This is a genomic window from Xanthomonas sp. NCPPB 1638 (assembly GCF_041475635.2).
Taxonomy (GTDB): domain Bacteria; phylum Pseudomonadota; class Gammaproteobacteria; order Xanthomonadales; family Xanthomonadaceae; genus Xanthomonas; species Xanthomonas cucurbitae.
Map to the genome: position 1 here is coordinate 1,897,297 of NZ_CM192984.1, position 21,201 is coordinate 1,918,497.

Annotated in this window: 13 protein-coding genes; all 13 read right to left on the reverse strand. The window is 65.1% G+C overall.

Annotated elements, in window-relative coordinates; all coding sequences use genetic code 11:
- Positions 1–392: 392 nt before the first annotated feature.
- The gene (locus ACCQ13_RS08195) at positions 393–2,642 is read right to left on the reverse strand and encodes a methyl-accepting chemotaxis protein (protein ID WP_159406973.1); all 2,250 of its coding nucleotides are present in this window, start codon (positions 2,640–2,642) and stop codon (positions 393–395) included.
- A 609-nt stretch (positions 2,643–3,251) separates the two neighbouring features.
- The gene (locus ACCQ13_RS08200; RefSeq protein ID WP_372372383.1) at positions 3,252–5,723 is read right to left on the reverse strand and encodes a methyl-accepting chemotaxis protein; all 2,472 of its coding nucleotides are present in this window, start codon (positions 5,721–5,723) and stop codon (positions 3,252–3,254) included.
- Positions 5,724–5,829: 106 nt separating this feature from the next.
- Entirely contained in the window at positions 5,830–7,947 is a 2,118-nt protein-coding gene (locus tag ACCQ13_RS08205) for a methyl-accepting chemotaxis protein (RefSeq protein ID WP_159407955.1), read from the reverse strand.
- A gap of 480 nt (positions 7,948–8,427) precedes the next feature.
- Positions 8,428–10,707 carry a methyl-accepting chemotaxis protein gene (locus ACCQ13_RS08210; RefSeq protein WP_159406975.1) on the reverse strand — a complete coding sequence of 760 codons (2,280 nt, stop codon included), beginning with the start codon at positions 10,705–10,707 and terminating at the stop codon, positions 8,428–8,430.
- 339 nt (positions 10,708–11,046) lie between these two features.
- Entirely contained in the window at positions 11,047–13,308 is a 2,262-nt protein-coding gene (locus tag ACCQ13_RS08215; protein ID WP_104604416.1) for a methyl-accepting chemotaxis protein, read from the reverse strand.
- A gap of 152 nt (positions 13,309–13,460) precedes the next feature.
- On the reverse strand, positions 13,461–13,994 hold the full coding sequence (locus tag ACCQ13_RS08220) for a hypothetical protein (protein WP_104604418.1): 534 nt from the start codon (positions 13,992–13,994) through the stop codon (positions 13,461–13,463).
- Positions 13,995–14,409: 415 nt separating this feature from the next.
- The gene (locus ACCQ13_RS08225; RefSeq protein WP_159406976.1) at positions 14,410–16,410 is read right to left on the reverse strand and encodes a chemotaxis protein CheA; all 2,001 of its coding nucleotides are present in this window, start codon (positions 16,408–16,410) and stop codon (positions 14,410–14,412) included.
- A gap of 33 nt (positions 16,411–16,443) precedes the next feature.
- Positions 16,444–16,809 (reverse strand): response regulator, encoded by a 366-nt coding sequence (locus ACCQ13_RS08230; RefSeq protein ID WP_002806565.1) that lies wholly within the window; start codon positions 16,807–16,809, stop codon positions 16,444–16,446.
- Positions 16,806–17,114: an STAS domain-containing protein gene (locus ACCQ13_RS08235; protein WP_104604422.1), complete on the reverse strand. Its 309-nt coding sequence runs from the start codon at positions 17,112–17,114 to the stop codon at positions 16,806–16,808. The genes ACCQ13_RS08230 and ACCQ13_RS08235 overlap by 4 nt, the downstream gene beginning before the upstream one ends.
- Positions 17,115–17,228: 114 nt before the next feature.
- On the reverse strand, positions 17,229–18,443 hold the full coding sequence (locus ACCQ13_RS08240) for a chemotaxis protein CheW (protein WP_159406977.1): 1,215 nt from the start codon (positions 18,441–18,443) through the stop codon (positions 17,229–17,231).
- Positions 18,440–19,222: a ParA family protein gene (locus ACCQ13_RS08245; RefSeq protein ID WP_159406978.1), complete on the reverse strand. Its 783-nt coding sequence runs from the start codon at positions 19,220–19,222 to the stop codon at positions 18,440–18,442. The genes ACCQ13_RS08240 and ACCQ13_RS08245 overlap by 4 nt, the downstream gene beginning before the upstream one ends.
- Position 19,223: 1 nt before the next feature.
- Positions 19,224–20,198 (reverse strand): flagellar motor protein MotD, encoded by a 975-nt coding sequence (gene motD, locus ACCQ13_RS08250; RefSeq protein WP_104604428.1) that lies wholly within the window; start codon positions 20,196–20,198, stop codon positions 19,224–19,226.
- Positions 20,199–20,205: 7 nt separating this feature from the next.
- The gene (locus ACCQ13_RS08255; protein ID WP_104604430.1) at positions 20,206–20,946 is read right to left on the reverse strand and encodes a flagellar motor protein; all 741 of its coding nucleotides are present in this window, start codon (positions 20,944–20,946) and stop codon (positions 20,206–20,208) included.
- Positions 20,947–21,201: the final 255 nt, after the last annotated feature.

Here is a 21,201-nt window from a genome sequence, read left to right on the forward strand (position 1 = left end):
CCGAAATCTGCATAAAAAATGCGATATGTTCAAGTTGAGTGCGTGTAAGCGATTTCAGAGCAGGTAACCCATTCCGCCATTTGTGAGTTCGGTGTGAAATTTCCACGGCGCGCCGTTTGCGAGTCATCGCCCTAGTCGCCAGGCCCGGAAGGCCGCGACAAAAAAAGCCGCTTCCCCTGGAGAAGAGAAGCGGCTGTCAAGATTTGCTGGTTGCGGATCCACGATCCGCGACTGGTACGCAACCCTGATAAGTGTGTTGCCTGCGTACTACGAGGTTGCACTGTGCGGTTTGGTCATGCCTTGCGAAACGCGGTTAAGGAAACGGAGCGTGGTGATCGATGCTCATGGTCTGTGCACCTTGGGCAAGCCCGCCTGATAGACATGGACGCCACTCAGAACTCCTGCCAGCCGGCTGCATCGGTGGCCGGTACAGACGCACGTGTCGATGGGCGAGGTGCGCTCGCCGGTGCGGCGAATGCACGCGCTGGCTTGCGCGCATGGCTGGGGGCACCGGCAATGGCGGCGAGCTGGCGTGCCACCGGTGCCTGCGTGTTGACCTTGAACACCGACACGGCCTCGGTGAGTTGCTGCGCCTGCTCTTCCATGGCGCGTGCGGCGGCGGTGGCTTCTTCCACCAGGGCGGCGTTCTGTTGGGTGGCTTCGTCCATCTGGGTGACGGTCTGGTTGACCTGTTCGATACCGGCGTACTGCTCCTGCGAGGCAGCAGAAATCTCGCCCATGATCGAGGTGACGCGCTGCACGCTGGCCACGATCTCTGCCATGGTGGTGCCGGCCTGGTCGACCAGGGTGGCGCCCTGGGTGACCTTGTCCACCGAATCGTCGATCAGGTGCTTGATTTCCTTGGCGGCACCGGCCGAGCGTTGCGCCAGCGTGCGCACTTCCGAGGCGACCACGGCAAACCCGCGGCCCTGTTCGCCGGCACGCGCCGCTTCCACGGCCGCGTTCAAGGCCAGGATGTTGGTCTGGAACGCGATGCCGTCGATGACCGAGATGATCTCGGCGATCTTCTTCGAAGAGGCCTGGATGTCGGACATGGTGGTGACCACATCGGCGACCACGCTGCCGCCTTGCGATGCCACCGCTGCCGCACCGATGGCGAGCTGGTTGGCCTGGCTGGCGTGTTCGGCGTTCTGCCTGACCGTGGAGGTGAGTTCCTCCATCGAGGCGGCGGTTTCTTCCAGGTTGGCGGCCTGCTGTTCGGTGCGCTGGGACAGATCCTGGTTGCCGGTGGCGATCTCGCCCGAGGCCAGGCCGATCGCGTCGGCGGCCTGCTGGATGCGACCAACGATGCCGGCCAACTGTTCGGCCGTGGCGTTGGCGTCGTCGCGCATCTGCGCAAACACGCCCTGGTACTGGCCACTCATGCGCGCAGTGAGGTCGCCGGCGGCAATGGCCTGCAACAGGCTGGAGAGCGAGGCGAGGTTGCCGTCTGCGGTGGCCATCAGGTGGTTGAGGCTCTCGACCATGATGCGGAAGTCGTACTGGAATTGCTCGGCGTTGCCGCGTGCGGTGAAGTCGCCGCCAGCCGCTGCCTGCGCCAGATGCTTGATCTCCTGATTCATCGTGGACAGGTTGTGCTTGACCTGATTCATCGCAGTGGTGATCGCAGCTTTTTCGCCTGGCAGTTGCGGCATGTCCTCGCTCAGGTCGCCGATGGCGTAGCGCTCCACCAAGTGGATGGTCTGCATCTTGACCTTGATGTGGGCGGCGACCAGCTCGTTGGTGTCGCGGGCCATGCGGCCAAAATCGCCGGGGAACACGCTGGCGTCCATACGGAAACTGATCTGGCCTTCGTCATGGCGCCTGGCCATGTCCAGCTGCGCGCTGATGAGTGTGCGGACCTGGTCCTGCATCTTGTCCATGGCCTGCAACAGGCGGCCGGTTTCGTCGTTGGCCTGGGTGCGCACATCGTTGTCGAGATGGCCCTCGGCAATGGCTTCGGCGGCACGGGTAGCCTGGGTCAACGGACGCACCAGGCTGCGGGTGATCGCCCACCCCAGCAGGATACTGATGACAACCACTGCCAGGCCGCCGCCGATCAACATGGCACGGCCGCGCGCCATGGCCGTGGTGGCTGCGTCATAGGCTTCGCTAGCGCGACGGCGCTGCAGCGCAGAATATTCATTCAAGGCGTTCTGCCACTGTTCGGTGGCCGGTGCGGCTTTCTGCAACAGCAGCGCAAGCGCTTCCTGGGGCCTGGAATTCAGGCCGAGGTCGGCGACCTGTGCGTTGAGCTTGCCGGCGATGTCGCTGGCCTGATCGATCTTCTGTCGCAATGCGGCCGCTTCCGGCGATGCGGAGAACACGTAGAGTGTGCGTCGGGTGTCTTCGTAGGTTGCCAGCTTGTCCTTGATGATGCCGGTGAAGCGCAGATTGTCTTCCTGGGAGGTGGGCAGCACGATGTTGCGCAGCTGCACGGCAACCACGGCGCTGGCGCTGGTCATGTCCTCCAGATGCTGCATGATCTTGATGTTGCGGTTGACCACCGTGTCCAGGCTCTCGCGCGCCTGGGCCAAGGTATATAAACCGGCGACGACCAATCCGCAGGACAACAGGATCAGCGTGCCGAAGGCGAAGGTCAGGCGCTTGCCGACGTTGTACCGTTGTAGAAGAGCGATCATGTGGAGGTCTCGAGGGCAATGGGCAGGAAGAGGGGCGTTGGGTGCCATCGCGTCGTCGCGACGTCGCATGGGCCGTGCAGGCAGACATTCGGTTGTTTGATCGCTGCGACCGAACCAGGCGCTTGAGCGGCGCGATTGCAGGTATGTCTGCCTGCTTGTAGTCGGTAACGGCGCCGCCGACCACGGCTGAACGGATCTGCGCTCCCGCGTATGGGTAGCCGTCACCGAGGTGAAGCGGGCGTGCACAAGACAGCAGCAAAGGCGCGCGGAAGCGCGGCAATCGCATAGGCGATACGCAGGAGCTTCACTGTTCGATCACGAACCGGAGCGTGATGGCTGTGTGTGCGGGTGCGATCTGCAGGATCGCAGGGCACTGCCAGGTGTTCGCGAAAGGCGATTGACGTTTTTCGAGTATGCGGCCAGATGCCAGCACAGACTGGCAGCGTGCAGTAGTGCCGGGTGCTGTGCCAGCTGCCGACATACCTGGATTATCGCCAGCGCCGGCATGGCGATGGCCGATGCAGTCCGCTGCTGGGAGCTGCATCGGCGGTGCGGTCCTCTGCTTGCAGAGCGGCCGCAGGTCGATTCAATCAGTGTGAGCGCAGACGATCAGGCGGCCTGGCCGATGTGGGCCGAGGCGGTTGTCTGCAGCTGAAAGATCGAGACCGCATCACGCAGCTGCTGCGCTTGTTCTTCCATCGCACGGGCGGCGGCGGTGGCTTCTTCCACCAGGGCCGCGTTCTGTTGAGTGGACTGATCCATCTGCGCGACGGTCTGGCCAACCTGCGCGATGCCGTCGGACTGTTGCTGCGATGCGTCGCTGATCTCGTGCATGATCGTGGTGACGCGCTGCACCGAGGCGACGATCTGCTGCATGGTGTGCCCGGCCTGGCCAACCAGCTGGCTACCATGCTCGATGCGCTGCACCGAGTCGTCGATCAGCTGCTTGATTTCCTTGGCCGCGCCGGCCGAGCGCTGCGCCAGCGTGCGCACTTCCGATGCCACCACCGCGAAGCCGCGGCCCTGTTCGCCCGCGCGCGCGGCTTCCACCGCCGCATTCAAGGCCAGGATATTGGTCTGGAAGGCGATGCCGTCGATCACGCCAATGATGTCGGCGATCCGGCGCGACGCGGTCTGGATGCCGGCCATGGTGCCGACCACCTGGTCCACCACTTCACCGCCTTGTGCGGCCACGGTGGTGGTGTCGACCACCAGTTGGTTGGCGCGCCGCGCATGCTCGGCGTTGTTGCGCACGGTGGAGGTGAGCTCTTCCATCGAGGCGGCGGTTTCTTCCAGGTTGGCGGCCTGCCGCTCGGTGCGTTGCGACAGGTCCTGGTTGCCGGCGGCGATTTCGCTGGCGGCGTCGTTGATGGCGTCGGTGGAATGCTGGATGCGTGCGACGATGTCGGCCAGCTGCACGACCGTGGCGTTGGCATCGTCGCGCATCCGCGCGAACACACCATGGAAATCACCGTGCATGCGCACGTTCAGATCGCCGCCGGCGATCGCCTGCAGCACCGTGGACAGCGCCTGCAGATTGGCATCGGAGGTGGCCATCAATTGATTGAGCGCCTCCACCATGGTGCGGAAATCGTACTGGAAGCGCTGTGCGTCGCCGCGTACGCTGAAGTCACCGTTGGCGGCAGCCTGCACAAGCCGCTTGATCTGGGTGTTCATCGCCGACAGGTTGGCCTTGGCGGTGTCCATGGTGTCGCTCAGCACCGCCTTCTCGCCCGGCAGGCGTGGCATGTCCTGGCTCAGGTCGCCGATGGCATAGCGCGACATGATCTGCGCCAGCTGCATCTTCACGGCGATATGCGAGCCGACCAGTGCATTGGTGTCGTTCACCATGCTGGCGTAGGCGCCGGGGAAGCTGTCGGCCTGCATGCGATAGCTGATCTGGCCGGCATCGTGTCGCTGCGCCATTTCGCTTTGCGCGGCCAGCACGCGTTGCAGCTGCTGCTGCATCTGCTGCATGTTGCCCAGCAATTGGCCGGTCTCGTCGCGGCTGGGCGCCACGATCCGGTCGGTCAGTTCGCCCTTGGCGATGTTGGCCGCCACCACAGCGCCGCGCCGCACGTTGCGGGTCAGCCGCGACAAGGTGTACCAGCCCAGCGCGACGATCAGCGCGGCCAGCAGCGACAACCCGGCGATCGCCTGCCACATCGCGTCGCGGGCCTGCACCAGGTGCCGTTCGGATTGTCGTTGCAAGGCCTGCAATGCCACGCCGCTGAGGTCCTGCATCGTTTGCCCAAGCGCATCGAGCGCAGCATTCCATCGCGCGTCGGCGTGGGCGTCGCTGCCCGCCAGCGCACTCGCCAGCACGGCCATCGTCGCGTTCGCGCGTGTGGCTTCGGCGCGTGCGGCATCGCTCAGCGCCGGGTCCGGTTGCTCCAGCAGCCTGATGGCCTTGTCCAGCTCATGCCGGAAGCGTGCATGGTTACGTTGCAGCTGGCTGAGCTTTTCGGCCAGCATGGGCTTGTTCTCTGCCGCTTGCGAGGGATCGCTGGCGGCGTCCAGCCCGGTCATGGACTCGGTGGCGTCGGGGCCGTAGATCAACGTGGCCACCACCAGGTGGTAGCTCTCGATGTAGGGGGTGTACACCAGCTGGCTGTCATCGCGCAACGCATCGAGCGCTGCAAATGCCTGGTCCCTTACCTTGGTGTAGCCTTCGGTGGCGACGCTGGCGACATGGCGTTGTTGCAGGATGCGCAATTGCTCGCGGCTGCGTTCGAAGCCGGGCAGGGTGGTGGTCATGGCAAGCAGTTGCTGCAGATCGCGTTCGGCCCGCTGTGCTGCCGCAGTGGCGGTGCTGCCGCTGTCCACGTGCGCGGCGTGCAGGTCGGTGATGAGACCCAGCATCTTTCCCAGCGGTGCGTAACTGCGTAATTCGTTGCTGCTGACGCCCACGCTTTCGCTGAGCGTGCCGCTGTAGAGCAAGACCGGGACGAGTAGCCCGATCAGGGCGAGTACGCCGATCATTCCGAGTTTGCTGGCGATGGCCAGGTCGTCCCAACGACGGGTCCAACGGTGTGGGGACGGAGCAGCGGTGTTCGGCGTCAACGTGGGCGAAGTAGGCATTGGTGCGTCTCTTGGGCGTACGCAGCTATCGGCCATGACATGTGAAGGCTTGAGCCGGCCGGCAATGCTGCCGACCGGCTCTGTTCAGACTGCGTTGCGTGCCGCTTCAGAACTCCTGCCAGCTGGAGTCGTTGCCGGTGGTGGCGGCCACCGGACGCGGCCTCGACGCGGGGCTGCGACCTGCTGCCGCCACCTGCGCCCTGAGCGCTTGAGTCACCACCGGCTGCGCCGGGGCGGCACGCGCGGCCAGCGGCGCATGGCCGTGGCTGTCGTCGGTCTTGAACACCGCCACCGCGTCGGTCAACCCGACGGCCTGTTCTTCCAGCGCGCGTGCGGCCGCAGTGGCTTCTTCCACCAGGGCCGCGTTCTGCTGGGTGGTCTCGTCCATCTGGGTGACGGTCTGGTTGACCTGCTCGATGCCGGAGGACTGTTCCTGCGAGGCGGCGGAGATTTCGCCCATGATGTCGGTGACCCGCTGCACGCTGGCCACGATCTCGCCCATGGTCTTGCCGGCGCTGTGCACCAACACCGAGCCGTCGGCCACGCGCTGCACGGATTCGTCGATCAAGCCCTTGATCTCCTTGGCGGCACCGGAAGAGCGCTGCGCGAGCGTACGCACCTCGGAGGCGACCACTGCAAAACCGCGACCCTGCTCACCAGCACGCGCCGCTTCCACTGCCGCGTTCAAGGCCAGGATGTTGGTCTGGAAGGCGATCCCGTCGATGACGCTGATGATGTCGGCGATCTTCTTGGACGAGGCTTCGATGCCGCTCATGGTGTCCACGACCTTGCTGACGATCTCCCCGCCTTGCGAAGCGACACCGGCGGCGCCGATGGCCAGCTGGTTGGCCTGGCGGGCGCTTTCGGCATTCTGCTTGACGGTGGAGGTGAGCTCTTCCATCGAGGCGGCGGTTTCTTCCAGGTTGGCGGCCTGTTGCTCGGTGCGCTGGGACAGGTCCTGGTTGCCGGCGGCGATTTCGCTGGCAGCGCCCTTGATCGAGATGGCAGAGTGCTTGATGCCGGTGACGATCTGCGCCAGCTGGGAGGCGGTGGCATTGGCGTCGTCGCGCATCTGCGCGAACACGCCGCGGAACTCGCCACTCATGCGAGCGGTGAGGTCGCCGGCGGCGATGGCTTGCAGCAGGCTGGACAGCGATTGCAGGTTGCCGTCGGCGGTGGCCATCAAGGTGTTGAGGCTATCGACCATCACCCGGAAGTCGTACTGGAAGCGTGCGGCGTCACCACGGGCGCTGAAGTCACCGTTGGCGGCCGCTTGCGCCAGTTGCTTGATCTCGGCGTTCATCGCCGACAGATTGGATTTGACCTGCATCATGGTGTCGGTCAGCACGGCCTTGTCGCCGGGCAGCTTGTCCATGTCCTCGCTGAGATCACCGACTGCATAGCGGCCCATGATCTGCGACAGGCGCATCATCACCGCTACATGCGAGGCGGCCAGATCATTGTTGTCGCGCACGATCGTGGCGTAGTCGCCAGGAAATGCCGACTCGTCCACACGGTAGTTCAACTCGCCCTGGTCGTGCCTGCGCTTCATTTCCAGCTGACCTTGCGAAACCTTCTGCAATTGCAACTGCATCTTGCCCATGCTGGCGAGCAGGCGTCCGGTCTCGTCGGTGCCGCTACTGTCCACAGTGATGGACAGATTGCCCGCAGCAATGGCGTCGGCCACCTGCGATGCGCTGCCCAATCGCGCGAGCAGGCGGCGCCGAATCAACCAGCCGCCGGCCACTGCCACCAGCACGGCGATGCCGCTGCCGATCATCATCGACCACCGGCTACGCACCTTGGCAGCTGCCAGGGCCGCGCTGCGCTTGACCAGCAACCCGTTCTCCTGGCTTTCGAAGTCGGTCAGCAACTGGCGCATCTTGTTCATCGCCAGACGCTCATGGCCGGCCTTGAACTGCGTCAGCAGATCGCCCATCGCCGCATCGCTGCCGCGCAGCGCGATCAGGCGCTCTTCGTGGCCCAGAAACTCGTCGTAGGCCGTATGCAATTGTCCAAGCCGATCCTGCTGGATGGGGTTGTCGGAGGTCAGCTTCTTGGCGCGCGCATATTCCTCCTCGAACGCAGTCTTGCCCTTGTTATAAGGCGTCAGATGTTGCTGCTGGCCAGAGAGCAGGAAGCCGCGCGCGCCGGTTTCGATATTGATCGTGGCGATCGACATCGCACGTCCTGTCGCGATCACCTGGTAGGTGTGATCGTTCATGGCCACCGCTTCGGAAAGCTCGGACTGCCCACGCAGTCCTACTGTGGTAACGGCCAACAGGACGGCGACGATGGTGCCAAAGCCCAGTGCCAATTGGGTGGAGAGACTCAAGTTCTTCATCTGTATGCGCCTTGATCGAGGAGCGTGGCTGATACGGGCAGAGCGCAGAGCTCTACGGTTGCGATGGACGGAAACGCACGGCTATGGACTTTCCTGTCGCGGTTGACGAAGGTCATCGCTGATATAAATATCGGCAAAATTTCAGTGAGCTGAAGACTTTGTGATGAAGTTGTCAGGTGTGTATTTCGCTTGTGCTCATCAGACAACAACTTGGCAGACGCATGAGTCCGCTCGATATAGTTGTTGGAGCAGTGAAGTGGTCCGACGCGACCCGTTTGCCGATCAACCAGGCAATTTTTGGAGTGCAGCGATGCGGCGCTGAGAACAGCGCCGCATCGCTACAACATAACATTTACTTCATTAAAATTCCGACCAGTTGGTGCGTTGGTCAGCTGTCTCAGGTACCTGGGCGCGCGCCTTGGGTGCGCGGGGAATGGTGGCAACGGCTCTGGTGGACGTCGATTGGGTGATGGGTTTGCGCGCGGCGTTTACCGAAGGCCGGGAAGAGATGGCACGCATGGCGGTCGGTGACGCATGGCTGTGGCTGTCGTCGGTCTTGAACACTGCCACCGCGTCGGTCAACCCAACCGCCTGTTCTTCCAGCGCGCGTGCGGCGGCGGTGGCTTCTTCCACCAGGGCCGCATTTTGCTGGGTGGTCTCGTCCATCTGGGTGACGGTCTGGTTGACCTGCTCGATGCCGGAGGACTGTTCCTGCGAGGCGGCGGAGATTTCGCCCATGATGTCGGTGACCCGCTGCACGCTAGCCACGATCTCGCCCATGGTCTTGCCGGCGCTGTGCACCAACACCGAGCCGTCGGCCACGCGCTGCACGGATTCGTCGATCAAGCCCTTGATCTCCTTGGCGGCACCGGAAGAGCGCTGCGCGAGCGTACGCACCTCGGAGGCGACCACTGCAAAACCGCGACCCTGCTCGCCGGCACGCGCCGCTTCCACTGCCGCGTTCAAGGCCAGGATGTTGGTCTGGAAGGCAATCCCGTCGATGACGCTGATGATGTCGGCAATCTTCTTGGACGAGGCTTCGATGCCGCTCATGGTGTCCACGACCTTGCTGACGATTTCCCCGCCTTGCGAAGCGACACCGGCGGCGCCGATGGCCAGCTGGTTGGCCTGGCGGGCGCTTTCGGCATTCTGCTTGACGGTGGAGGTGAGCTCTTCCATCGAGGCCGCGGTTTCTTCCAGGTTGGCGGCCTGCTGCTCGGTACGCTGGGACAGGTCCTGGTTGCCGGCGGCGATTTCGCTGGCAGCGCCTTTGATCGAGATGGCAGAGTGCTTGATGCCGGTGACGATCTGCGCCAGCTGGGTGGCGGTGGCATTGGCGTCGTCGCGCATCTGCGCGAACACGCCGCGGAACTCGCCACTCATGCGGGCAGTGAGGTCGCCAGCGGCGATGGCTTGCAGCAGGCTGGACAGCGATTGCAGGTTGCCGTCGGCGGTGGCCATCAAGGTGTTGAGGCTATCGACCATCACCCTGAAGTCGTACTGGAAGCGTGCGGCGTCACCACGGGCGCTGAAGTCACCGTTGGCGGCCGCCTGCGCCAGTTGCTTGATCTCGGTATTCATCGCCGAGAGGTTGGCCTTGACCTGCATCATGGTGTCGGTCAGCGCGGCCTTGTCGCCGGGCAGCTTGTCCATGTCTTCGCTGAGGTCGCCGATCGCATAGCGGCCCATGATTTGCGACAGGCGTATCATCACCGCGATGTGCGAATCCACCAGGTTATTGGTGTCATTGGCCATGCGGCCGTACTGGCCGGGGAATGCGTCGGCGTCGATCCGGAAGCTGATCTGTCCTTCGTCATGACGACGGGCCATGTCGGTCTGCGCAGCCAGCAGATTGCGCAATTGCGATTGCATCCGGTGCATGGAGGTGAGCAGACGTCCGGTTTCATCGTTGAACGGCGTCTGGACGTCGTTGTCCAGCGTGCCGCCGGCAATCGATTCGGCCGCGCGCGTGGCGCGGTTCAACGGCTGGGTAAGGCTACGGGTAATCAATAGCCCCAGCACGGCGCTCAGCAGAATCACCGCCGCCGTGCCGGCAATCAGCAACTTGCGCGAGTCGGCCATCGAGTCCAGGGCGATAGCGGATGCCTGCGATGCCGCCTTGTCCTGTAGCGTGATGTTTTCGGAGATCTTGTCCTGCCAGCGTTGCATGGCTGGAGCTGCCTTGGTGAGCAACAGGGTCAAGGCATCATCGCTGTGGTTGCTCATCACCAAGTCGATGATCTTGTCGTTCAGTGGCTTGGCCTCGGCACCACGCACATCGATTTCTGCGCGCAGTGCCTTACCTTGCGGCAAGGCCGACATGGCATACAGGGTCTCGCGCGCCTTGTTGTAGTCGGTCTGTGCAGAATTGATGCGTGCGATGAACTGAAGGTTTTGCTCATCGGTCGTGGGGAGTACGACATTGCGTAGCTGCATGGCGATGATGGAATTGGCGTTCATCATGTCGTTGGACAGACGAATCTTCACCATGTTCTGGTGCACGATGTCGTCGACCAGAGTTTGCGCCGAGCGCAGTCCGCGGTAGCCGATCATTGCAATCAGGCCGGACAGCACGATCAGGACGGTGAACGCCGCCGCAAGGCGCGGGCCCACGTTGAAGCGTTGGAGTAAGGCAGTCATGGCAGGATCCTGGGAGGCGGGCTGGTGATGGGAAGATGCAATGGCAGCAATCGCGCCGCGCATCTCGTCCACCCTGATTTCGGCCGCTGATGCCACTTATTAACGTCAAGGCATAAAAAAAATGTAAATCAGGTCACTTTCGTGAAGTGATCGTGATTGAAATGCAAGTGCTCATGGATAGACGGCTAGATGATTGCAGCGAGCCCGTCCATCCAACCTGAGGCTGGGTGATCGATGGTCACTTGCCTGCCCGGTGCCGGCTCCGCTTTGCCCAACGCTCAAAACAAACGAGCCGCGCTCCGGGCGCGGCTCGTTCGTGCGTCATGACTGGCCGCTGTTCTAGAACTCCGACCAGTCCGATTCGTTGGACGCCACGGAGGCCACCCGGGCGCGCGGTAACGGTTTGCTGGCGGCTGTGGGCGCGGCGGTCGTTGCCGGCTTCTGGGCGATGCGCGCCTTCGCTGGCGTGCTGCGTGTGACTGCTCCCAGCTCGGCCGAGAGGCGGAACAAGGCGACCGCTTCGGTCAGTTGCTGGGCCTGTTGTTCCATCGAACGGGCGGCAGCGGTGGCTTCTTCCACCAGCGCGGCGTTCTGCTGGGTGGCCTCGTCCATCTGGGTCACGGTGAGGTTGACCTGCTCGATGCCGGCCGACTGTTCCTGCGACGCCGCGGAGATCTCGCTCATGATGTCGGTGACGCGCTGCACCGAGGACACGATCTCGCTCATGGTGCTGCCGGCCTGATCCACCAGCGCCGAGCCCTGCGCCACCTTGCTCACCGAATCGTCGATGAGGTGCTTGATCTCCTTGGCCGCACCGGCCGAACGCTGTGCGAGCGTGCGCACCTCGGAGGCAACCACGGCGAAACCGCGGCCCTGCTCGCCGGCACGCGCCGCTTCCACCGCCGCGTTCAAGGCCAGGATGTTGGTCTGGAACGCGATACCATCGATGACGGAGATGATCTCGGCGATCTTCTTCGAGGAGGCCTGGATGCCGGACATGGTGTCCACTACCTGGCTGACCACGTGCCCACCCTGCGAGGCGACGCTGGCTGCGCCGATCGCCAGCTGGTTGGCCTGGCGTGCACTTTCGGCATTCTGCTTGACGGTGGAGGTGAGCTCTTCCATCGAGGCGGCGGTTTCTTCCAGGTTGGCGGCCTGCTGTTCGGTGCGCTGCGACAGATCGTTGTTGCCGGCGGCGATTTCGCTGGCCGACCCGGTGATGGAGGTGGCCGTCTGCTGGATGCGTCCGACGATGCCGGCCAGCTGCGTGGCGGTGGTGTTGGCATCGTCGCGCATGCGGGCGAACACGCCATGGAACTGGCCATCCATGCGCGCTGTGAGGTCGCCTTGGGCCAGCGCTGTCAGCAGTTCGGAGAGCTTACCCAGGTTGCGGTCGCTCACTTCCATCATCGCGTTGAGGTCGCCGATCATGCGCGCCGAATCGTGTTTGAAGCGCGTGGCATCGCCGCGCTGGCTGAAGTCGCCGTTGGCAGCGGCCTGCGCCAGGCGCTTGATCTCTGTGTTGATCGCCAGCAGGCTGGCCTTGGCCGCGTCCATGGCTTCGTGCAGCACGGCACGGGTGCCCGGAAGGCGCGCGGCATCGCGCGACAGGTCGCCCTGGGCATACTCGTTGAGCACGCCGATGGCATCGACGATGGCATCCAGGTGCTCGAAGATCATGGTGTTGATGCCGCCGGCCAGCTCGCCGTAGACACCCGGGAAATCAGTGGGCATGCGGTGGGTGACATCCTCGCCCGCATGCATGTGCACCATCGTCTTGGTCTGCGCGGAGAAGCGCTCCAGCGTGTGCACCATGTCGTCGGTGGCCTTGAGCATCTGGCCGATCTCGTCCTTGCCGTGGTCGGCGGTGCGCACGCTCAGGTCGCCCCGCGCCACGCCCTTGATCGCGGCCAGGGCACGCGCCACCGGTTCCAGGACCGAATTGCCGATCATCCAGCCGACCAGCAGATTGACCAGCACCAGCAGGCCGCCGGCCAGCGTCACCACGGCGGTGAAGGCCAGTGCCTGCGATTGGGTGTCGTCCAGGTACACGCCCGTGCCGATCACCCAGCCCCACGGCTTGTACAGCGCCGCGTAGGAGGTCTTGCTGACCGGATCCTGCTTGCCGGGCTTGGCCCAGGTGTAATCGACATAGCCACCACCGGCTTGCGCGGCGGTCACGAACGCCGGGAAGATGCGCTTGCCGTCTGGGCTGAGCACATCGTTGAGCGGCTTGCCATTCAGATCCGGGCGGGTGGGATGCATCAGCATCACCGGCGCCTGGTCGGTCACGTAGATGTAGTCCACGCCATCGCGTGCGCGCATGGTGGACAAGGTATGCAACGCGGCCTGCTTGGCGGCGGCCACGTCCACCTGGCCCTTTTCGGCGCGCTCGGCGTAGCCGTTGACCACGGCGATCGCCATTTCGACCTGGCTCTTGAGGCCGTCGCGGCGGGTGTCGGTGAGATCCACGTATTGCATGCGCGCGGCCACCACCGCCAAGGCGACGATGCCCACCGCCACCAGCGCGGTCTGGACCAGGAACTTGCGCTTCAACGGCATGTTGGCGAGCGTTTTTGCGAACGAACTCTTGAACGTCATGACGAATATCCAGCGAAAGGAAGATACCGGGATAAAGCAGATAGCGACTGGGACAGCGAAATGTTGAGCATCCTGCGGAAGTGGCCCATGCCTGCCCGGGGCAGTGCCCTGCGTCTACGGCAGGGCTGCCCTGGAAAGCGAGTGCGGCAGACTTAGTCGCGTTGCCGTGCGCTGTCGCCGGCCACCGATGCCTGCAGGTTGCGCAATTCGGTCCACAGCTGTTGGCGGGTATCGCCGTCGTGCCCCAGCGACAAGGCCTGCGCCGCGTGCAGGTCGCCGGCGTGCAGCGCGCGATCGGCCTGACGATGTTGAGCCAGGTATCTGCCGAGCTGCTGCTGCACCCGCGCGAAGCGACGGGCCTGCTCGCCCTGTGGCGCAGTGGCCTGGAAATAGCCGGCATGCCGCGCGATGCGCTGGCGCAAGCTGCCCAGGCGTTCGTCGTAGGCCTGGATGCGAACCGGGTCGTACGCGGCGGCCAGCTGTGCACGTTGTTGTTCGCGCAGTTGCACCAGATCCACGGCCAGCGATTGCAAGGCTGTCACCGGCACGCTGTCCAGCAGTACGGACACCGGCGCTGCCGGTGCGGCGAAGGACGGTGGCAGGGAGGCGCCCGCCGCCAGCAGGGCGACAGCGACTACGGCAACCAGCATCGGGCGGGCAGAGCGGAGGGAATTGGCGGTGTGCATGCGACTTCCTTCGACTTGACGCGGGCTAAAGGCCCTCAGTGCCTTGTCTATCGGCCGCCCAAGCGTGTGCTTTATCACCTTTTGGACCGACGGTCGCCACGCCGGTGAACCGTTGGCCGGCAGGGTGCGCCAGGGGCTGTGGCGCCAATTGCCGTGCCGGCGCTGCAATAACTGGCAGGACAGGACGAGCGGCCAGGGCCCGGCAGCGTTGCCGGGCCCTGGTGGGACGCCGGATGCTGGCTAAGGCGAAAGGTCTGGGTAAAGGGCCAGAATGTCCTGCCGATCGCGTCTGGCGTCTGGCCGGACGGGGAAGGGCGATGCCGTCAGTTGCTTGCCACCGGCAATCGCTTCCACGTCATCGCGCACCGATGGCGTGGAAGCGTGCACCGCGGCATGGCTGCCGCGGCCTGCCGCACTACGCGGCCTGTGGCACCTTCAACGAGCGCACCAGCCCGCCGATGTCCACGATCAGCGACACACGGCCATCACCGAGGATGGTGGCGCCGGAGACGCCGGGGATGCGGCGGTAGTTGTTCTCGATGTTCTTGACCACCACCTGCTGCTGGCCAAGCAGTTCGTCCACTTCCAGTGCGATCTTCTGGCCGTCGCCTTCGACGACGACCACCAACGGTTCCTGCGAGGACTGCTGCCCGCCGAAGCCGTAGTAGTTGGTCAGCGACAGGATCGGCAGGTATTCGCCGCGCACCCGCAGCACGCGGCCGTCGCCAGCCATCGAGCGGATGTCTTCGGCCGCCGGTTGCAGTGCTTCGAGCACGTAGGCCAGTGGCAAGATCAGGGTTTCGCCGGCCACCGAGACGGTCATGCCGTCCAGGATGGCCAGGGTCAGCGGCAGGCGGATCAATACGCGGGTTCCGCTGCCGGCGTTGCTTTCCAGCTGCACTTCGCCACCCAGGCCCTGGATGTTGCGGCGAACCACGTCCATGCCCACGCCACGACCGGACAGGTCGGTGACGGCATCGGCGGTGGAGAAGCCCGGCGCGAAGATCAGGTCCCAGACCTGCGAGTCGGTCGGGTTGTCCGGCACGGCAATACCGCGTTCGGCGGCTTTTTCCAGGATCTTGGCGCGGTTGAGGCCGCGGCCGTCGTCGCTGACTTCGATCACGATGTGGCCGCCCTGGTGCGAGGCGGCCAGGGTGATGGTGCCCGTCTCGTCCTTGCCGGCGGCGCGACGCGCGTCGGGCAATTCCAGGCCGTGGTCGATGGAGTTGCGCACCAGGTGCACGAGCGGATCGGCGATCTTTTCGATCAGGCCCTTGTCCAGTTCGGTGCCTTCGCCAATGGTGCGCAGGCGCACCTGCTTGCCGAGGCGGCCGGACAGGTCGCGCACCAGGCGCGGGAAGCGGCGGAACACCGCATCCACCGGCAACATGCGCACGCCGATGACCGCTTCCTGCAGGTCGCGGGTGTTCCGTTCGAGCAGGTCCAGGCCGGCGAACAGTTGTTCGGCATGTGCCGGGTCCAGGCCGGTGGAGACTTGCTTGAGCATGGCCTGGGTGATGACCAGTTCGCCGACCAGGTTGATGAGCGCATCGACCTTGTCCACGCTGACGCGGATGGAGCTTTCGGCTTCGGCGGCAGCGGCCTTGGCAGGCGCGGCGGCAGCTTCGACCACGGCCACCGGCGCAGCGGCAATCGCCGCCGGGGCGCTGGTGGCGTTCTGGTCCACGGCCAGGCTCGGCGGCGGGCCGGGCACTGGCATCGGGCGGATGTCCAGTTCGCAGTCGTCCACGACCCAGGCGAAGGTGTCTTCGATCTTGCTGCGCGGAATCTTGCCGATCAGGCCCAGGTCCCACGCCAGGTAGGCTTCCAGCGGGTCGATGTTCTCGAAGCCCGGTATGCGCTCCAGGCGCGCGGCGATCTGCAGCGGGCCCAGGTGTTCCAGCTCGCGGATGATGCGCAGTGGGTCGTTGCCGCTCATGAACAGCGACGGCGCCGGGGTGAAGCCGATGTGCCAGGCTTCGGGCTCTTCTTCCTTCGGCTTGGCCGCCACGACGGCGGTGGCCGCTTCGCCGGCCAGCACGGCGTTCAGGCGGGTATGCACGGCCTTGACCGCCGCAGGGTCTGCCGGGGTGCCGTGTTCGGCTTCGCGCAGCAGGGCGCGCAGCACGTCCACCGACCCGAGCATGGCATCGACGGCATTGGGTTCGAGCTGGCGCTTGTTGGAGCGCAACTCGTCCAGCAGCGTCTCCAGCACATGGGTCAGCCCGGCGACGGCCTCGAATCCGAAGGTGGCAGCGCCGCCCTTGATGGAATGCGCGGCGCGGAACACCGAGTTGATGATTTCCGGGTCGCGGTTGCCTTCTTCAAGTGACAGCAGCCCGGCCTCCATCGCGTCGAGCCCTTCGCGGCTTTCCTCGAAGAAGGTGGCGTGGAAACGTTGCAGGTCCATGCTCATGGGCGTGACATCCGATGCTGGAGCGAGTAAGGGTTAACCCAGGACTTTCTGGACGGTGGCGATCAGCTGTTCGGGATTGAACGGCTTGACCAACCAGCCGGTGGCGCCGGCCGCCTTGCCTTCGGACTTCTTGTCGGCCGCCGATTCGGTGGTGAGCATCAGCATCGGGGTGAACTTGTAGTCCGGCAGCTGGCGCAGCTCGCGGATCAGCGAGATGCCGTCCATGTTGGGCATGTTCACGTCGGTCACCACCGCATTGAAGCGCTGGCCCTTCGCGCGGCCCAGCGCAACGGCGCCGTCTTCGGCTTCTTCGACGGCAAAGCCGGCGGAGGTGAGGGCGAAAGAGACCATCTGGCGCATCGACGCCGAATCGTCCACCACCAAGATACGTGCGCTCATGCGGCGTTCTCCACAGATTTCAGGTTGTCATTGGATGCGGGTAGCCCAAGCGCGTCGGTGACGCCAAGCAGGCGGGCCGCATCCCTAAAAGTGTCGTTACAGCCATCGAATTCGGTATGCAGGCCGGCCTGGCGGCGACTCTGCACGAAGGCGCAGAGCAACTGCACGGTGGCGGTGTGGATGCGTCGGACCTCGCCGGCATCAAGCACCAGGTCGCCGTCCTGGGTGAGGAATCCGGCAAGCTTCTGCTTGAGGTCGGCGCTGGTCTCGATGCCAAGATCCTCGCCCAATGTCACTGTGCTCATTGTTGCTCCGAACGGATGGTTCTATGCGTACTAACGGCGGCGGGCGGGAAAGCTTTAACGGTGAATCGGTCACACGCCACAGTGCGCACAGCGGGCGTCAGGTTGCACACCCGTTCAATGCAACAGATGCGTGGCATCGAGCAGGATCATCGGCTGGTGGCTCAGGCGCGCGACGCCGCGGAACAGGTTGTTGGAGATGCGGCACAGCCGGGCGTTGTCCGGTGGTTCGATCTGCTGGTCGGTGAGGCTGGTGACGTCTTCCACGGCCGACACGCGCAGGCCCATGGTTTCGCCGTTCTCTTCCAGCACCACCACGCGCGTCTGCAGGTCCATGTCCACCGGCGATGCGCCCAGGTGGATGCCCAGGTCGATCACCGGCACCACCTGTCCACGCAGGTTCATGATGCCGAGCATGGCGCTGGATGTGCCGCGCAATGGCAGCAATGGCACCGGCAGCACCACTTCCTGCACCTTGAGCAGTTCCAGCGCATAGGTCTGTTCGCCGCAGCGCAGGCGCAGCCAGCGGGTACTGCGTTCGCTGGCACGGCGCTCGGCATGGATCCTGTCGGCCTGGCCGGGAGCCAGCAGTGCCTGCAGGCCGGTCGGTGCGATCGGCGCCGGCGCGGCGCGTGCCGGTGCCTGGGGCGCGCGTGGCGGCAGCGCGGCGGGTGCCGGTGCAGGTGCGGGCGCGGTGTCCAGGCCAAAGGCCGGATCGGAATCCATTTCGGCCAGCAGATCGGCGGCCATCATGTCCGCACTCGGGACAGCACTGCCGAAGGCCGGGTCCGAATCCATCTCTGCCAGCAGGTCGGCGGCGATCTGTTCGGGCGTGGGCGCTGCGGCCACCAGCGCACCGAAGGCCGGGTCCGAATCCATCTCGGCCAGCAGGTCGGCGGCGATCTGTTCGGGCGTGGGCGCTGCGGCCACCAGCGCGCCGAAGGCCGGGTCCGAATCCATCTCGGCCAGCAGGTCGGCGGCGATCTGTTCGGGCGTGGGCGCTGCGGCCACCGGCGCACCGAAGGCCGGGTCCGAATCCATCTCGGCCAGCAGATCGGCGGCGATCTGCTCGGGCGTGGGCGCTGCGGCTACCGGCGCACCGAAGGTGGGGTCGGCATGCATCTCGGCCAGCAGGTCGGCGGCGATGACCTCGGGCGAGGCGGTCGCGGCAACCGGCGGTTCGGCCAGCGCAACGTCGCTCGCGTCGCTGGCCGCCTGCACGGCGGGCGGCTGCGCTGCTGCGGCCGCGATGGCAGGTGTTTCCACGCCGACATCGTGCAGCAGGCCCTCCAGGTAGTCGTCCAGCTCGCCATTGGCGGTGTGGTTGCTCATGCGGCTTGCTCCATACGCATCGCGTCATCGGCCAGCACCCATTCCAGCGCGCGGCGATAGGCAGACAGGCCGCGGCCCTGGTAGTCGCCGCCAACGGCGGGCACGGTCAGGGCGGCGGCATTGCAGATTCGGGTATCCACCGGCACCGCGTCTTCCCACACCACTGCACCGTAGGTGGCCTGCATTTCCTTCAATGTTTCGGTGCCGGCGCGGGTGCGGCGATCGAACAGCGTGGGCAGGATCGACACCGGCAACGCGCGGCGACGCGACCGCTGCACCATGTCGGCGGTGCGCACCATGCTGGCCAGGCCATGCAGCGCGAGCGGTTCGGCCTGGGTCGGCACCACCGCGCGGTCGCAGGCGGCCAGCGCGTTGATCATCAGCAGGCCCAGGGTAGGGGGGCAGTCGAGCAGGATGTAGTCGTGCTGGCCGGCGTGGCGGGTCAGCGCGTTCTGCAACGCCAGGCCCAGGCCGGGCTGGTTGGCGCTACGGCGTTCCAGTGTGGCCAGGGCGGCCTGTGCGCAGACATACGACAGGCCGGGGATGGTGCTTTCGTGCGCCAGGCCGGCCAGGTCGCTCGGCGGGGTGCCGAACAGGTCCAGCACCCCGCGCGGCGGCGGGTCGGACGGCACGCCAAACGCGCGGGTGAGCGAGGAATGCGGATCGAGGTCGATCAACAACACCCTGTGGCCGAGCGCGGCCAGGCCGCGACCCAGCGCCAGCGTGGTGGTGGTCTTGCCGACGCCGCCCTTTTGGTTGGCGATTGCCCAGATACGCATCTCATTGCACTCCTTCAATTACGGCGGGAACGGAACTTGTGCCGCTTTCGGTGGTGACGGCCGTCTGGCCGCCGTCAGGCTTGGCAGGCTTCGGCGCCCCGGCGGCGGTCGCGTGCAACTGCGATGGCGGATCGGGTGCGAGTGAGCCAGCCGAGTCAGCGAGGATGATCAACACCACACGCCGGTTCGCATTCCGTCCCGCCTCAGTGCCGTTATCGGCACGTGCGCGGAATTCTCCATAGCCCACCATCGCCAATCGTTGCGGCGCAATGCCGTCGTCGGCGAACAGGTGCACCACGCTGGCCGCGCGCGCGGCCGACAGCTCCCAATTGGACGGGAACTGCACGGTGGCAATCGGCTGGTTGTCGGTATAGCCCTCCACGCGCACCCCGTTGGGTGCATCGCGCAGCACCGTAGCCAGCGTGGACAGGGTGTTGCGGGCGCCACCGGCCAGGGTGGCCGAGCCGGTACCGAACAGGATGTCGCTGTTGATCTCCACCTCGATCCACAGATCGTTGCGGCGGATGGTGATGAGGCGTTTTTCGATCAGCGGCGACAGCGTCTTGCTCAACTGCTGCGCCACCGCATCCATCTGGCGCTGCGCGCGGGCCAGTTGCGCCTGGTTGCGCAACGACACCGGCATGCGCATCTGCGCGGCCATCGACGGCAGCGAGGTGGTGTCGGTTGGCCCGGTGGTGGCCGTCATCGGCGCACCGGCCTTGATGACCGAGGGACGGTCATGGTCGGCGCCCAGGGTCTGGGTCTTGCCGATCTGGACCGGGCTCGCTTGGTTCGACGAACCACCGAAGGCGCTGGTCAGCGCCTGCGCCATCACCTTGTACTTGCCCTCGTTGAGCGAGGAAATGGCGTACATCACCACGAAGAACGCCAGCAGCAGCGTCATCAGATCGGCGTACGGAATCGCCCACGCTTCGTGGTTGCCATGTTCTTCGTGATGCTTGCGACGACGGGCCATAAGCGGGCTAATGCAAGTAGCCTGCCAATTTCGACTCGATGTTGCGCGGGTTCTCGCCCTGGGCGATGGCGATTAGCCCTTCGATGGCCATTTCGCGCTCGTTGGTGCTGCAATGGATCACGCTTTTGAGCTTGGCGGCCACCGGCAGGAACAGCAGGTTGGCCGAGGCAATGCCGTAGATGGTGGCGGTGAAGGCCGCCGCGATGCCGTGGCCGAGCATGGCCGGGTCGGCCAGGTTCTTCATCACCGCCATCAGCCCCAGCACCGCGCCGATGATGCCCAGCGTGGGGGCGTAGATGCCCATGCCCTCGAACACCTTGGCCGCGGCCAGATCCTGGCGCTCCTGGTTGTCCATTTCGATTTCCAGCATGTGCCGCATGGCCTCCGGCTCCACGCCATCCACCAGCATCTGCAAGCCCTTGCGCAGGAATGGGTCGTCCAGGCGCGGCAACTGGTCCTCCAGGCCCAGCAGGCCCTGGCGGCGCGCGGTATTGCTCCATTCCACGATACGCGCCAGCAGCTGCGGGCGGTCGCTGGCCGGCGGCTGGATCACCCAGCGCAGGATCTTGAAGGCGCGCCGGAAAACCGTCGGCGAGGTATGCAGCAGGATCGCCGCCACCGTGCCAACGATGACGATCACGAAGGCAGCCGGCGACCACAGCGACGAAATACCGGCGCCCTTCAAAACGCTGCCGCCGACGATCGCCACGATCGCCAGCACCAGTCCGATGATGCTCAATCTGTCCATGCAGGCGGTATCGGCCCGGGCGCGGCGGACTTGATAGACGAGGGCGCCTGGCAGTGCCGGAAATCTGGCGTGGTCACAGTTCGTCGCGTGGAAAGCCCGTCTCCCCGCGAGAGAAGGGAACGGGACGGCCGCCAAGGCAGTGACAGGCCCCGCACCCTCATCGGCGCGATAAGACGCTGCTTGCGTGTCATTGGCGCGCAACCCTTGGAGCGCCCGCGCCACAATCGCGAGCCGGCGCGCGGCGCGGGGGATGGG